This window comes from Komagataeibacter xylinus (assembly GCF_009834365.1).
GTDB lineage: Bacteria > Pseudomonadota > Alphaproteobacteria > Acetobacterales > Acetobacteraceae > Komagataeibacter > Komagataeibacter xylinus_D.
Genome location: NZ_CP041348.1, coordinates 2,135,093 through 2,149,462, shown reverse-complemented (window position 1 = coordinate 2,149,462; position 14,370 = coordinate 2,135,093). Strand labels below are relative to the sequence as shown.

Annotated in this window: 11 protein-coding genes; 5 read left to right on the top strand and 6 right to left on the bottom strand. The window is 66.5% G+C overall.

What is annotated here, in order from left to right; translation table 11 throughout:
• Positions 1-22: 22 nt before the first annotated feature.
• The 5 genes from FMA36_RS10210 to FMA36_RS10190 all read right to left on the bottom strand — a co-directional run bounded on the left by FMA36_RS10210 (position 23) and on the right by FMA36_RS10190 (position 6,458).
• On the bottom strand, positions 23-1,597 hold the full coding sequence (locus tag FMA36_RS10210; protein WP_159262213.1) for a DHA2 family efflux MFS transporter permease subunit: 1,575 nt from the start codon (positions 1,595-1,597) through the stop codon (positions 23-25).
• On the bottom strand, positions 1,594-2,682 hold the full coding sequence (locus tag FMA36_RS10205) for an HlyD family secretion protein (protein ID WP_159262212.1): 1,089 nt from the start codon (positions 2,680-2,682) through the stop codon (positions 1,594-1,596). Before FMA36_RS10205 ends, FMA36_RS10210 begins: the two co-directional genes overlap by 4 nt.
• Before the next feature lie 142 nt (positions 2,683-2,824).
• Positions 2,825-4,609, bottom strand: coding sequence for an ABC transporter ATP-binding protein (locus FMA36_RS10200; RefSeq protein WP_408885615.1), 1,785 nt, complete (start codon positions 4,607-4,609; stop codon positions 2,825-2,827).
• A gap of 59 nt (positions 4,610-4,668) precedes the next feature.
• Positions 4,669-5,892 carry a CCA tRNA nucleotidyltransferase gene (locus FMA36_RS10195; protein ID WP_159262210.1) on the bottom strand — a complete coding sequence of 408 codons (1,224 nt, stop codon included), beginning with the start codon at positions 5,890-5,892 and terminating at the stop codon, positions 4,669-4,671.
• Positions 5,889-6,458, bottom strand: coding sequence for a DUF1285 domain-containing protein (locus FMA36_RS10190; protein WP_159262209.1), 570 nt, complete (start codon positions 6,456-6,458; stop codon positions 5,889-5,891). The genes FMA36_RS10195 and FMA36_RS10190 overlap by 4 nt, the downstream gene beginning before the upstream one ends.
• A 94-nt stretch (positions 6,459-6,552) precedes the next feature.
• Here FMA36_RS10190 and FMA36_RS10185 point away from each other — a divergent pair, with 94 nt between their 5' ends.
• The 4 genes from FMA36_RS10185 to FMA36_RS10170 are packed head-to-tail and all read left to right on the top strand — an operon-like array spanning position 6,553 to position 13,488.
• On the top strand, positions 6,553-7,605 hold the full coding sequence (locus tag FMA36_RS10185; RefSeq protein WP_159262208.1) for an AAA family ATPase: 1,053 nt from the start codon (positions 6,553-6,555) through the stop codon (positions 7,603-7,605).
• A 2-nt stretch (positions 7,606-7,607) separates the two neighbouring features.
• Positions 7,608-8,609 (top strand): DUF58 domain-containing protein, encoded by a 1,002-nt coding sequence (locus FMA36_RS10180; RefSeq protein WP_159262207.1) that lies wholly within the window; start codon positions 7,608-7,610, stop codon positions 8,607-8,609.
• Entirely contained in the window at positions 8,606-11,347 is a 2,742-nt protein-coding gene (locus FMA36_RS10175; RefSeq protein ID WP_159262206.1) for a DUF4159 domain-containing protein, read from the top strand. Before FMA36_RS10180 ends, FMA36_RS10175 begins: the two co-directional genes overlap by 4 nt.
• 5 nt (positions 11,348-11,352) lie before the next feature.
• Positions 11,353-13,488, top strand: coding sequence for a VWA domain-containing protein (locus tag FMA36_RS10170; protein WP_159262205.1), 2,136 nt, complete (start codon positions 11,353-11,355; stop codon positions 13,486-13,488).
• Here the strand turns inward: FMA36_RS10170 and FMA36_RS10165 are convergent.
• The gene (locus tag FMA36_RS10165) at positions 13,457-13,669 is read right to left on the bottom strand and encodes a hypothetical protein (protein WP_159262204.1); all 213 of its coding nucleotides are present in this window, start codon (positions 13,667-13,669) and stop codon (positions 13,457-13,459) included. The genes FMA36_RS10170 and FMA36_RS10165 overlap by 32 nt on opposite strands.
• A gap of 78 nt (positions 13,670-13,747) precedes the next feature.
• On the opposite strand from FMA36_RS10165, the gene FMA36_RS10160 reads away from it, so the two are divergent.
• Complete coding sequence (locus FMA36_RS10160; protein WP_159262203.1) at positions 13,748-14,344, top strand: ankyrin repeat domain-containing protein; 597 nt, start codon at positions 13,748-13,750, stop codon at positions 14,342-14,344.
• Positions 14,345-14,370: the final 26 nt, after the last annotated feature.

Below are 14,370 nucleotides of genomic sequence, written 5' to 3'. Positions count from 1 at the left end.
CTTCACCAAGAACTTTTATATCTTACTTATCCCCGCCCTTGAGCGGCGACATGAGAAAGCAGAACGGCACAACCAGCATGCACCCGATACCAAGGATCATGAAGACCTCGTTATAGGCCAGGATCGCGACCTGCCGCTGGAACTCCTTGTACAGCCGCCCCATCGCCACGTTATTGAGCGCGCCCTGCGCGTAGCCACGCATCACCGCAACGCCCCGGCTGTGGGCCAGATATTCGTTGAAGGGCTGATGGTAGGGTGTCATCCAGTGCACCATCTGGTTCTGGTGCGCCTGGCGCAGTTCCGTCACCATGGCCGTAGCACCTGAAATACTGAGCGAACCCAGCACGTTACGCGCCATGCTGAACAGCGCCGAGCCATCGGCGTTCAGGTTGCGTGGCAAGGTGGCGTAGGTAATGGTCGAGATCGGCACGAACAGGAAGGCCATCGTGCCTGTCTGGCTCATGCGGAACAGCACCAGATGCCGGAAATCAAGGTCGGGCACCAGTTGCGCCGACCAGATCATGGACAGGCCCATCAGGAAAAAGCCCAACGCGATGATGTAGCGCAACTGCACATACTTCATCGCAATGCCCACCAGCGGAATCAGCATGATCACCACAATACCGCCGGGCGAAAGGATCAGCCCCGACAGCGTGGCGGTATAGCCCATGATCTGCTGCGAGAACTGCGGCACGATAATGGCCGAGGAATAGAGCAGTGCGCCTACCGCGCCCATCAGCCCGGTGCCCACGGCGAAGTTGCGGTCCTTGAACACCCGCAGGTCCACCGCCGGGTTTTTCGCCCGCAACAGCCAGATAATGGCCCCCCCTATGCCGAGAAAGGCAAGGATGGCCATGGTGACGATAATGCGCGAGCCGAACCAGTCCTCGTCCTCGCCACGGTCAACCGCTACTTCAAGGCAGCCAAAGCCGATGGTGATCAGCCCGATGCCAACGAAATCGAGCGGCGCGTGCTGCTTGCGCGCCCATGGCGGATCATCAACCATGATCGAGACCGCGATGGTGGCAAGGATGCCCACCGGCACGTTGATGAAGAACACCCACCGCCACGAATAGTTATCCGTAATCCACCCGCCGAGCGACGGGCCGAGCACGGGGGCCACCACGGTGGCGATGGCCGTCAGGCCAAAGGCGGCGGCACGCTTGTCGGGCGGGAAGGTGTCCAGAATGATGGATTGCTGGTTGGGCTGCAGCCCACCGCCAAAAAAGCCCTGCATCAGGCGGAACAGGATCAGCTCGGGCAGGCTCGTCGCAATGCCGCACAGGAACGACGAGAGCGAGAACATGGCAATGCAGATCAGGAAATAGCGCTTGCGCCCGAACAGCTTGCCCAGCCAGCCCGATATGGTGAGCACGATGCCGTTGGCCACCAGATAGGAGGTGAGCGTCCAGGTCGCATCGTCATAGGTTGAGGACAGGCTGCCCGCGATATGCGGCAGCGCCACGTTGACGATGGTGGTATCGAGAATTTCCATGAAGGCGGCCACCGTCACAACCACGGCGATCAGCCATGGGTTGTGCTTCGGTTTCCAGCCCGCGCCATCCGCCGGGGCCGCGGGCGCTGCCTGTGCGCTCATTCCGTATGGACCGTAGGTTCAACCGACAGCCCGATGGAGAGCGGCAGGTCGGCGCGCAGCCCCTCGTCGATCAGGATCTTGACCGGCACGCGCTGCACGATCTTCACGTAGTTGCCCGTGGCATTCTCTGGCGGGAAGGCGCTGAAGGTCGCCCCCGTGCCAAGCTGCAGTGAATCAACATGGCCCCTGAGCCTGAGGAACGGGTAGGCATCGATCGCGATATCCACCTTCTGGCCCGGACGCATGTGGGTGAGCTGCGTTTCCTTGTAGTTGGCCACGACCCACACTTCCGGTTCCACCACGGACACGACCGTCTGGCCTGCGGTGACATACGTGCCACGCTCGATGTTGCGCTGCGAGATCCAGCCATCATGGGGCGCGCGGATGGTGGTCCATTCCACGTTCAGTTCCGCCTCGCGCAGCTTCGCCTCGGCCTGTGTCAGGGTAGCCTGCTGCTCGCTCACGCGGGCCTCGGTGCTGGCAATGTTGGGGATGACGGGCAGCGCGGTTTCAAGGTTGCCCTGCGCTTCGAGCACCTGCGCCCTGGCTGCGTTCAGCGCCGCCGTGGCGTAGTCGATGTTCTGCTGCGATGTCGCCTCACGGGTGACACCATGCTGGCGGCGGTAATCGGTCTCGGCCCTGAACTCCTGCGCCTGTGCCTGCTGCAACTGGCCCTGGGCCACCATGAGGTGACCGGGGAAGTTCTTTTTGGCCACCTCGGTCAGCAGGGTATAATTCTGCACCTGCGCGCGCGCGATATCGACGGCGGCCGCCGCCTGGTCGCGCTGGGCGCGCCAGTTGCGGTCATCGATACGGGCAATGATATCACCCTGATGAACGAACTGGTTGTCATTGACCAGCAGTTCGGTCACGTAGCCGGACACATGGGGGGCCACCGCCACGGCGCGGCCTGCGGTAAAGGCGTCATCGGTTTCCACCTCGTTGCGGTGCAGGAACCAGTAGAGCGCGCCAAGCACCACAACCGCCACGGCAATACCGATCAGGATCAGCTTGCGGCGCGGCGATACTTCCTTTTTCTTTTTGTCCTGTCCGTCTTCAGGTGCGTTGCCTTCGTCCGCGGCCATCAGCTTTCCTCATCATCAACTTGATTGCAGCCCCTGATCCTGTCATTTCGCGCATTGACCGAACGGGTCGGTCAATCCATTGCACGAAGCTTGCCACACTTCAACCGCCAACCCCGGCCCAAGTGCACATTCGCCTGTCATGTCAGAGCGTGAAGGCCTGATTGCGTACCATGCGGGCGTACAGGCCATCGTGCTCCATCAGCGCATCATGCGTGCCGCATTCCACCGCCTGCCCCTGCGCGACCACCACCACCAGATCCGCCGAGCGCACGGTGGAAAGCCTATGCGCCACCACAATGGTCGTGCGCCCTTGGCGCAGATGGGTGAGCGCCTGCTGCACGATGGCCTCGCTTTCGCTATCGAGCGCGCTGGTCGCCTCATCAAGCAGCAGCACGCGCGGGTTGCGCAGCAGGGCGCGGGCCAGCGCCACGCGCTGCCGCTGCCCGCCCGAAAGCCGCTGCCCGCCGGGGCCGACCACGGTGGCATAACCCTGTGGCAGGGCCTGAATGAATGTATCGGCCGCAGCCGCCCGGGCTGCTTCATGCACCTGCGCATCAGTAGCCCTGGGGTTGCCCATGCGGATATTGTCGATCACCGGCAGGTCGAACAGGAGCGTATCCTGGCTGACATAGGCAATGGCATCGCGCAGGTCGGCCAGGATCAGGCGGCGCAGGTCCACCCCGTCAAGCGTGATGCGCCCGCTGGTGACATCATGCAGGCGTGGAATGAGCGAAAGCGCGGTCGACTTGCCCGCCCCTGATGGGCCGACAAGAGCCACGGTCAGGCCAGGGGCGGCCACAAAATCCAGCCCGTTCAGCCCCATGCGCCCATCGGGGTAGCGAAAGGCCACCTGCTCGAAGCGCAGGTCGCCGCCGCCTGCGGGCAGCCCCACCGCATCGGGTGCCTCGGCCACGGCCACGGGCTCGTCAATCACGTCAAATACGCGCTGCAGGCCGCCAAGCCCTTCCTGCAGGGCGATGTTGAGCGTGCCGAGCGCGCGCAGCGGGCGGGCGGCAAGCAGCAGGGCGGCCACAAAGCCTGAAAAATCGCCCAGCGTGGCGCCGCCCTGCGTAGCCCGCCAGCCCGCAAAGCCCAGCACGGCAGCCACCGCTACGCCGCCAAGCACCTCAAGCATCGGGTCCACGCGCGCACGCCCCCGCGCAATGCGCAGCAGGCGGTCATGCAGGATGTCGAGCGTGCGGGCGGCGCGGCCTTCCTCCTCGGTTTCAAGCCGGTAGACGCGGATGGTGCGCGACTGGCCAAAACTTTCGGCCAGCATGGCGCTGGTCTCGCCAATCTGTTCATTCACGCCGCCGGATTCCCGCCGCAGCCGCTTGCCAAGCCTGCGTACCGGCAGGGCGGCGATGGGGTAGAGCACGGCGGCGATCAGGCTGAGTTCCCAGTCCATGTACAGCATGGAGGCGATCAGCCCCACCACGGTCACCGCATCGCCCAGCGCATTGGTGGCGCGGACCATGGCCTCGCGAATCGAGACGGCATCGGTGGTGAAGCGGGCCGCGATCTGGGCCGGAGCCTCGGTTTCGATGCGCGAGATATCGGCCTTGACCAGATGATGGAACATGCGCCCCTGCAGGCCCCGGATCACCAGCAGCACCAGCGACTGCACCGCAATCGACTGCCCGTACTGCGAGATGGCCTTGGCCACCGTAATCACCACCACAAGAATGGGCACCTGATAGAGGATGCGGGGATCATGATCGGCAAACATGTCGAGCGCGCGCTGGATCACCAGCGGGTAGAGCGCGCTGAATATGGCCATGAGCGCCGTCAGCACCATGACCGCCAGAATACGCAGCTTGTGGCAGGCCAGCTCCTCGCGCCACAGCCGCCGCATGAGGCGGCGTGACGACACCGTTGCATCAGGCGCCGCCGCACGATCCGGCGCGGTCATTTTTATTGCGTTCATCAATCGGCCTATAGCCGCAAGCCGGCGCAAAACAAAGCGCCGCGACATGCGGTTACAAATTATGTCGCGCGTACGCCACCTTCAGCCAGCACGGCGCGCAGCCGTGCGATGCAGGCGGCATGGTCCGGCGCACAGCCGTTTTCCAGCCACCAGTGCCGCACCTGCCCCAGCACCTGCCCCACCGCGGCACCGGGCGGGCAGCCAGCATTCATCACGTCACCACCATTGAGCGGAAAGACCGGGGGCTGCGTGTGCGCAAGCTGGTGGCGCAGGGCGTCCCATGCGGTATCGGGGTGGCCCAGCACGTCCGCCTGCCGCAGCCATGCGCGCCAGATCAGGTCGCGCGGGGCATGGTCGGCCAGCAGGCGCAGGGTGGCAGCGCCATCAAGGCCGGGACACGGCACAGGCATACCGCGCGTACGGGCCAGCGCCCCGCCCTCCGCACGCGACAGCTTCAGCCGCCGCGCCACCTCACGCCCGTCACCCGCCAGCAGCGCTGCCAGAAGCAGCACTGCCTCATCATGAGGCGCGCCGCAGGCCAGCAGGCGCTCAAGGCGGGCAATGGCGCAGCCTTCGGGCAAAACATGCGCCAGCACGCCGCAATCATGCATCTGCTGCAAGGTACGCACCACTTCAGGGCCTGTCAGGATGCGCCGCAGCTCCGACCATATCCGCTCGACCGAGAGGCGGCCGATCAGGCCAGCGAGAGCCGTTATGGCGTTGATTGCCTGCGGGTCAGGCTCTGCGCGACCATAACGGGCCTGAAAGCGGAAGAAGCGCAGGATCCGCAACGCATCCTCGGTAATGCGCAGGCGGGCATCGCCCACAAAACGCACCCGCCCTGCCGCCAGATCAGCCTGCCCGCCAAAATAGTCATGCACCACGCCCGCGCTGTCACACGACATGGCGTTGATGGTGAAGTCACGCCTTGCCGCATCCTCGCGCCAGTCCTGTGTCCAGGCTACGGTGGCGTGGCGGCCATCGGTTTCCTCATCGCGCCGCAGGGTCGTGATCTCGAAGGGGCGGCGGTCGATGACGGCGGTGACCGTGCCATGCGCAAGACCCGTGGGCACCACTTTCACGCCAGCAGCCTTCAGCTTCGCCATCACCACATCGGGGGGGGCCGCGCAGGCCAGGTCGATATCGGCCACCGCCTGCCCGCGCAGCAGGTCGCGCACGGCGCCGCCCACCAGTCTTGCATCGGGGATGATGGTCCAGATCCGGCCAAGCTGTTCCAGCACATCGGGCATGGCGTGGGCCAGCGTGGCGAGCGGGCTGGTCATGAAGCCGCCTCCATGGCGGAAAGCGGGAAGAACACATGCTGGCTCCACACGCCAAGGCAGGGCACGCCCTGGCAGTGCCCCTCCACCGCAAGGGCGGCGAGCTCGTAATAGACGGGCCGGGCGATGCGGGCCTCGATGGGTAGCACACCATCGCCATCGCGCACATGCAGGTAGGGCACGGGGCCGGTGCCGCAACCTTCGCACGGCACGTTCCAGTCACATCGAATCGGGTGGTCGGGGCCTGCGCAGATTACCTGATCAACATTGGTGCGAAACGAGAGCACCTGCCCCCGCCCGCAGCCATGCCACTCAAGGTGGTTGGCCACAAACGGGGCATCCTCCACCTCGATCGTGCCCTGCTCCACCGGGGTCTGGAGCCTGAAGCCACCCTGCGCGTCGCGCCGCAGGGTGGAGGCGAACAGGCAGACCATCGGCTTGCGACGGATGGGGGAGCCACGGTACAGCCACGTTCCGTCACGCCTGATCACGAACGGCAGCGCGCCGCATGTTCCCGCCTGCCCCGGCGCGCGGGCCGGCGGGTTCTGTCCTGTCTCGAAATCGTCCATCAATTGCGTTAACCCGACACTATGGAAGCTGCTGGACTTGATATAGGGATCAACACCGGCTTGATGAAACCCCCGGACCTGTCAGACTGTTGGAATGATGACCATGGATGATACCTCCCCCCTCCATGCGGCGCCGCAGGCGGGCATGACATCCCCCCCCACCCTGACCGCCGAGCAGATCGCGGCCCGGGCCGAGAGCATGGGCGCGCGCCTGCGCGCAGCACAGGCGGAAATCGGCCGTGTCATACTGGGGCAGGACCGGGTGATCGACCTGGTGCTGACCACCATCGTAGCGGGCGGGCACGCGCTTCTGGTCGGTGCGCCGGGGCTGGGCAAGACGCTGCTGGTGACAACGCTGGGTCACGTGCTGGGCATGGACGCACGCCGCGTGCAGTTCACGCCCGACCTCATGCCCGCCGATATCCTTGGCAGCGAAATCCTTGATGAGGACGAGGCCGGCCGCCGCAGCTTCCGCTTCGTGGCGGGGCCGGTGTTCTGCCAGTTGCTCATGGCGGACGAGATCAACCGCGCAAGCCCCCGCACGCAGTCGGCCCTGCTGCAGGCCATGCAGGAGCGCGAGGTGGCGATTGCGGGCACCAACCATCCACTGCCCCGCCCCTTCCATGTGCTGGCTACCCAGAACCCCATCGAGCAGGAAGGCACCTACCCCCTGCCCGAAGCACAGCTTGACCGGTTCCTGATGCAGGTCACGCTCGACTTCCCCACAGCGGAGGCCGAGCGCGCCATGCTGCTGGCCACCACCGGCACCACCACCGCCACCGCCAGCCCCGTGCTCACGGCGGCCGACGTGATCGAGGCGCAGGCGCTGGTGCGCGCCCTGCCGGTGGGCGAGCAGGTGGTCGATGCGATCGTGCGCCTTGTGCGCGCGGCACGGCCCGAAACCAGCGATGACCCCACCATCCGCGAGGCCGTGGCCTGGGGTCCCGGCCCGCGCGCAGCACAGGCACTGATGCTGGCCACCCGTGCCCGCGCCCTGCTTGATGGCAGGCTTTCCCCCACCATTGAGGACGTGTCGGCGCTGGCCCAGCCAATCCTGGCCCACCGCATGGCACTCTCCTTTACCGCACGGGCGGAAAACCTGCGCCTGTCCACGCTGATCGATACGCTGGTCGGACGGATCGGCTGACATTGGCCGCCCTTCCCTCCTTCCTGTCGCGGCTGATCCCGAATGCCGCCCGTGCGCCCGGCACGTCACGCCCCGCGCCGGAGGCGGCGGAAGCTGCGTTCCTGCCGCGCAACGCCATCACCGCCACCGCGCTGGCCGATGACCTGGCAGGCAGGCTGCCCGCCCTGCTTGTTGCCGCCGAACGCCTTGCCCGCACCGTGGGCCAGGGCAGCCATGCGCGGCGCAGGGCAGGCCAGGGCGACGAATTCTGGCAATACCGTCCCGCCACACAGGGCGAGGCGGCCAGTGCCATTGACTGGCGGCAGTCGGCACGGAGCGACCGGGCCTTCGTTCGTGAGCGCGAAGCACAGACCCCGCACACCATATGCATCTGGTGCGATAATAGTGCCTCCATGCGCTGGCATTCCGATCCCGCCCTGCCGCCCAAGGCCGAGCGGGCCTTTTTGCTGGCACTGGCCAGTGCGGCCATGATGTTACGCCAGGGCGAGCAGATCCGCCTGCTGGCCACCAACCCAACAACTGCGCCGCTGCGCCTGCACGGCCATCGCGCACTGGAACAGATGGCCCATGCGCTGCTGGCCGCCCTGCGCCAGGCGCCCGATGCGCCAGACCTGCCGCTGACCACAGCCATCCCCGCCCGCAGCCACGTGCTGCTGTTTGGCGACGGGCTGTACCCACCCGGGCAGCTTGAGGCTTTCCTGCGCCAGCTTGCCGCGTGTCAGGCCACCGCCACGCTGGTGGAGACCATAGACCCGGCGGAGACCACCCTGCCCTATGCCGGTCCAACGCGCTTCACCGGGATGGAGGAGGACGCGGACCGCCTGCTTTATGGCAGCCCCACGCTGCAACAGGACTATGCCGTGATCTGGCAGCGCCATCAGGCGCAGCTACGCACGCTATGCACCGCCGCAGGCAGCCCGCCCGTAGTGCACATGACTGACCAGCCGCCGCTTGCGGCGCTGATGGCGCTGCATACCCTGCTCGGGGCGGGAGGACGGGCATGATCCTGCTGGCACCGTGGATGCTGCTGGGCCTGCTGGCCCTGCCTGCCGTGTGGTGGCTGCTGCATGCCCGCCCGCCCGCGCCGCGCACGCAGTCCTTCCCGCCCATGCGGCTGCTGGCCGCACTTGCGGCTCCACCGCCCGATGCAACCTCCGCGCCGCTGTGGCGCGTGCTGCTGCGCTGCCTGGCCGTACTGGGGCTTGTGCTGGGGCTGGCGCAGCCGGTCTTTCCGCGCGGGCAGGGCGCCCTGCCCGATGCCGACTGCCTGATCGTGCTCGATAACGGCTGGGCTGCGGCAGGCACGTGGTCGCAGCGCATCCACGCGCTTGATGGCCTGCTTGACCATCTGGCCCGCACCGGCCACACCGCGCGCCTGCTGCTCACCGCCCGCACTGATGCGCTCGACCCGATTGTGGTCCAGCCTGCCACGCAGGCCGACCTGCTGCGCAGCCAGATCGACCCGATGCTGCCCCGTGCCTGGCCCACCGACCGGATCGCGGCCACCCATGCGCTCACAGCCCTTGCAGGCCAGGGCTGGCGCGGGCCGGTCATCTACATGGCCGACGGACTGGCCACCGGCGGCGACACCGGTTTTGCCGCAGCCCTTGCCGCCATTGGCCCGGTGCATGACATGCAGGTACCGCAATCCGACATCATGCTGCTGGCCCCGCCTGCCAGTGGGCAGGGCAGTCTGGCCACGCGCCTGCGCACCGTTCCGCGCGATCATCCGCGCACAGGCCAGCTCCGCCTTGAAACCGCAACCGGCGGCACGCTCGGCCTGCTGCCGGTCAACCTGCCCGCGGGCGCCGACCATGCCGATCTCGCCCCCGACCTGCCCGCCGAGCTACGCAACAAGGTCGATCACCTCTCCCTTGAGGGCATGGCTGGGCCTGCGGGCATCCGGCTGCTTGACGAGCGCGAGCGCCAGCACCCCGTAGGGCTGATTGCAACCGGCAGTTCCGATACGCCGCTCATGGGCAGCCTGTTCTACCTCCGCCGCGTGCTGCAACCCGCCGCCGAACTGCGCGAGGGCGACCTTGATACGCTGCTCGCGCGCCCGCTTTCGGTCATCATCGCGCCAGATGGCACATTGGGCAGCCCCGAAACCCGCAAGAAAGTCGCAGCCTGGGTGCGCGCGGGCGGCACGCTGATCCGCTTTGCCGGCCCGCTGCTCATTCAGGGAACAGATGCCACGGACGGCGGTGGCGATACGCCACAACCGCAGGTCGACCCGCTCCTGCCCGTGCCGCTCATGGCTGGCACGCGCGAACTGGGCGGCGCCATGTCATGGAGCAAACCTGAACATCTGGCCCCCTTCCCCGCCGCGTCGCCATTCCATGATCTGGATATCCCGGCCGATGTTACGGTATCACGGCAGGTACTGGCCCAGCCTTCCACCGATCTGGACAGTCATAGCTGGGCACGGCTGGATGATGGCACGCCGCTGGTCACCCACGCCGCACTGGGCGCGGGGCAGGTCGTGCTGTTCCATGTGACCAGCACGGCAGAATGGTCGAACCTGCCGCTTTCGGGGCTGTTCGTGGGCATGCTCCAGCATCTGATCGATCAGGCCTCGGGCATCGAAACACCCGCTGGCAGCACCCTGCTCGCCCCCTACATGGCGCTTGATGGCGACGGCACGCTGGTCGCGCCCCCTGCGGGCGCGCAGGCGCTGCGGGCCGATGCGTTTGGCCGCACCGCACCCACCCCCGAACACCCGCCGGGGCTGTATGGTCCACGCAACAGCCGCCGCGCGCTCAATGTGGGCGATGACCCGGCAGCGCTAGCAGCCCAGGCCCCCATCGGCACCGTGTCCGACCTGCGCGGGCAGGTGGCGGACCTGTCTATCGGGCCGGCACTGCTCGTGCTGGCCGCCATGCTGCTGCTGGCCGACGGACTGGTCAGCATCCTGCAGCGCGGGCGGCCGTGGCGCAGGCTTGCGGCCTTGGCCCTGTGCTGCGGCATGGGCATGGCGGGTGCTCACGCACAGGCGGCCGACATACCGCCTGACGTGCCGCGTGCCGCACTCGAAACCCGGCTGGCCTATATCGTAACCGGCCATCCGGAGATCGATGACGTATCGAAAGAGGGGCTTCAGGGCCTGTCGGACTACGTCAATGCCCGCACATCCGCCATGCTGGGCCACCCCGATGGCGTAACGCCGGAGCGTGATGACCTGTCCTATTACCCGCTCATCTACTGGCCCGTAACGGCCGATGCCCCCACCAGTCCCGCCCGCACGGCAGCACTGAACACCTATATGCGCCACGGCGGCATCCTGCTGATCGACACGCAGGGCCAGGACCCGGCCACGGCCCCCGAAAACGCCAGCAGCTATACCGGCTCGGCGCCGGGCACGGCAGCAGCACTCAGGCGCATGACGGCGGGACTGGACATTCCGCCGCTCACACGGCTCGACAGCCACCATGTGCTCTCGCACACCTTCTACCTGCTGCATGATTTTCCCGGCCGGTACGATGGCATGCCCGTCTGGGTGGCGCAGGAGGGCGACAGCACCAATGACGGGGTCAGCCCGGTCATTATCGGCAGCAATGACTGGGCACATGCCTGGGCGGTGGATGAAGCGGGCAATACGCCCTACGCCCCCGTGCCCGACGGAGCGGAGCAGCGCGTCACGGCCTACCGTTTTGGCGTGAATGCCGTGATCTATGCCCTGACCGGCAACTACAAGGCGGACCAGGTGCATGTGCCTGCGCTGCTCAAACGGCTTGGGGAGTAAGCGGCATGCCTGACCTGTCGCGCCACATGATGGCGCTCAGCCCGCTTGTGCCGCCGTGGTGCATCAACCTGCTGGTGGCCGCCTGCGCCGTACTCGCCCTGTGGGGCCTTGCCCGCCGGGTGCGCGGCAGCGTGTGGCGGCTGCTGGCCGGGCTGGGTGTTGCCGCGTGGCTGTACAACCCCCAGCGCATTACCGAGACATGGCACCCCCTGCCTGAAACAGCACTTGTGGTGGTGGACCAGTCGGCCTCGATGAACGAGCGCAACCGGGGCGAGATGGCGCGCAATGCGGCGGCCCGCGTGCAGGCCGACATGAACCGTGTGCCCGGCCTTGTGCCACGCATCGTGACCGTGCGCGAAGCCGCCCATGGCGGCACGCGCCTGTTTGCGGCATTGCAGCAGGCGGCGGCTGACATTCCCCCCTCCCGCCTGGCGGGTGCGGTGCTGATCACCGATGGCGAGGACCATGACGTGCCCGCCACCGTGCCCGACACGCTCAACCCCGATGATGGCCACGGCCACCGCACGCTCCTGCCACTGCATGTACTGCTGACCGGCAAGGGCGAGGAAACCGACCGCCACCTGCGCGTGCTGCAGGCCCCGCCTTTTGCCATCGTGGGCAAGGACGTGACCATCCGCGTGCAGATCGATGACCAGGGCGCGTCCCCCCAGCCGGGCGGGACCACCCAGCTCACGCTCACGCAGGGCGATGGCGCGACCTTTACCCGACCCGTAAAGATTGGCGAGCCGCAGGACATTACCCTGCCCGTCACCCATCCGGGCGAGATGCTTATCGGCCTGTCGGCTCCGGAACTGCCCGGCGAGGTCTCGACGCGCAACAACCGCGATGTCATCCGCATCAACGGCGTGCGCGACCGGCTGCGCGTGCTGCTGGTGTCAGGCACGCCCAACCAGGGCGAGCGCGTGTGGCGGCGGCTGCTCAAGGCCGACCCTTCGGTTGACCTCGTGCACTTTACCATCCTGCGGCCACCCGACCGCGATGACGGCACCCCGCTTTCCGATCTGGCGCTGATCGCCTTCCCCGTCAATGAACTGTTCCAGCAGAAGGTGGGGCAGTTCGACCTCATCATTCTCGACGGGTTTGAAAATCGCGGTATCCTGCCCGAGGCCTATCTGCGCAACATCGTCAATCACATCCGTGAAGGCGGCGGGCTGCTGCTGATTGGCGGGCCGGAATTCCTCACCGCCGGATCGCTGCAGGATACCCCGCTTTCCGATATCCTGCCCGCGCATGTGACCACGGCCGATGGCATGGCCATCCAGCGCTTCCAGCCCGACCTGACCGAGACCGGCATGCGCCACCCGGTCACCTCCGGCCTGCCGGGCGCGCCCGATCATGCGGGGAGCAAGCCGGGCTGGGGGCCGTGGTATCGCAGCCTGCGCAGCGATTCCGCCCGGGGTCAGGTGCTGATGACCGGCCCCGATCACCAGCCCCTGCTGGTGCTCGACCATGCGGACAAGGGGCGCGTGGCCTTTCTCATGTCCGATCAGGCCTGGCTGTGGTCGCATGGCGAAGGCGGTGGCGGCCCGCAATCCGAGTTGCTGCGCCGCATCTCGCACTGGCTGATGAAAGAGCCGGAACTTGAGGAAAACCAGCTTGAGGCCAGCATTACGGCAGGGCAGATGACCATCACCCGCCGCTCGGTCACCACCGGGCCCGCGCCGGTGGTGCATGTCACGGCACCTGATGGCACCAGCCAGCAGGTCACACTCGAGCCCGCCGGCAATACCGGCCTCGCCCGCGCCCGCCTGCCCGCAACACAGGAAGGCATATGGACCGTGCGCGATGATGCCGGGCATGAAGCCTTCGCAGCCCCGCGCGCGGAAGACCCGCTGGAGTTTGCCGATCTGCGCGCCACTTCATCCGTGCTTGACCCCATGGCGGCGGCGACCGGCGGCGGCGTGCACTGGCTGGGCGCGGATGCGCAGGCGCCATCCCTGCCGGAGATGGTGATGGCAGGCGGGAGCCACGCGTCATCAGCCAACCGCTTTGCCTTCCCCGCCCGCAATGCCCACAGCGTATCGGGGCAGCAGGCAAGTGCCATGCTCCCGGCCTGGGCCATGGGGCTGTTCGTGCTGCTGATGGTGTTCATGGCATGGTGGCGGGAGAGTCGATCCTGAAATCATGCAAATAATTGATAAAAAAGAATAAAGGCTTTGGGGGGCCGCCTTTTTTCAAAAAGTCGGCGTTCTGGCATACGCTTCGTCCATACAGCACCTTCATGGCTGCACGATGTTGAGCAGGCTGGCTTTTCAGGCCGCCGTGACGGGAAAGTGGATTAATCGTCGCATCAACCATCATTTTGCGGTAATCAGCAGAACCGGCAGGCGGCGTAGGGCTGTTGCGCGGCTGGCTGAACGCTCACTCTCGGGACAGGACATGATTTCCAGATCCGGTATATATCTTCTTGTCGCCGCCCTGTTTGCGGGCCTTCCTGCCGTGTGCATGCCGCTGCACGTGGCGCATGCGCAGGATGCCGAAGACCCTGAAGCCGAGGCCGAAGCCGCTGAAGCAGCCAAAAAGGCCGAAGCCCGCCGCGCAGCCAAGGCTGCAGCGCCTCCAGCCGCCCTGCCTGGCGCTGAATCGCGCGAGGAAGAGCACGGCCACGCCAATTCCGACATGAACCCGACCAATGCGCTGTTCGATGCCATCAACCGTGGCAGCCTTGGCGCGGCGAAGGAAGCGCTGAACCGCGGCGCTGACATGACGGCCCAGAACCAGCTTGGCCAGACGCCGCTTGACATGGCGATCGACCTCAACCGCAACGACATCACCTTCCTGCTGCTGTCGATGCGCACTTTCTCGGATGCCGACCCGCATTTCGCCTCCAACAACCTTGAAAGCGGCGAGGACGACACCCCGCCGCTCACCATGCCCCAGCATGCCTCGACCACTGCCTCGCCTGACCGGCGCTACGACGCCTCCGGCGGCCATGCTGATCCGTCGATCGGGTTCCTGGGCTTTGGCGGCAGCTAGACCCATCGGGGCTGTCTTTATTTTAA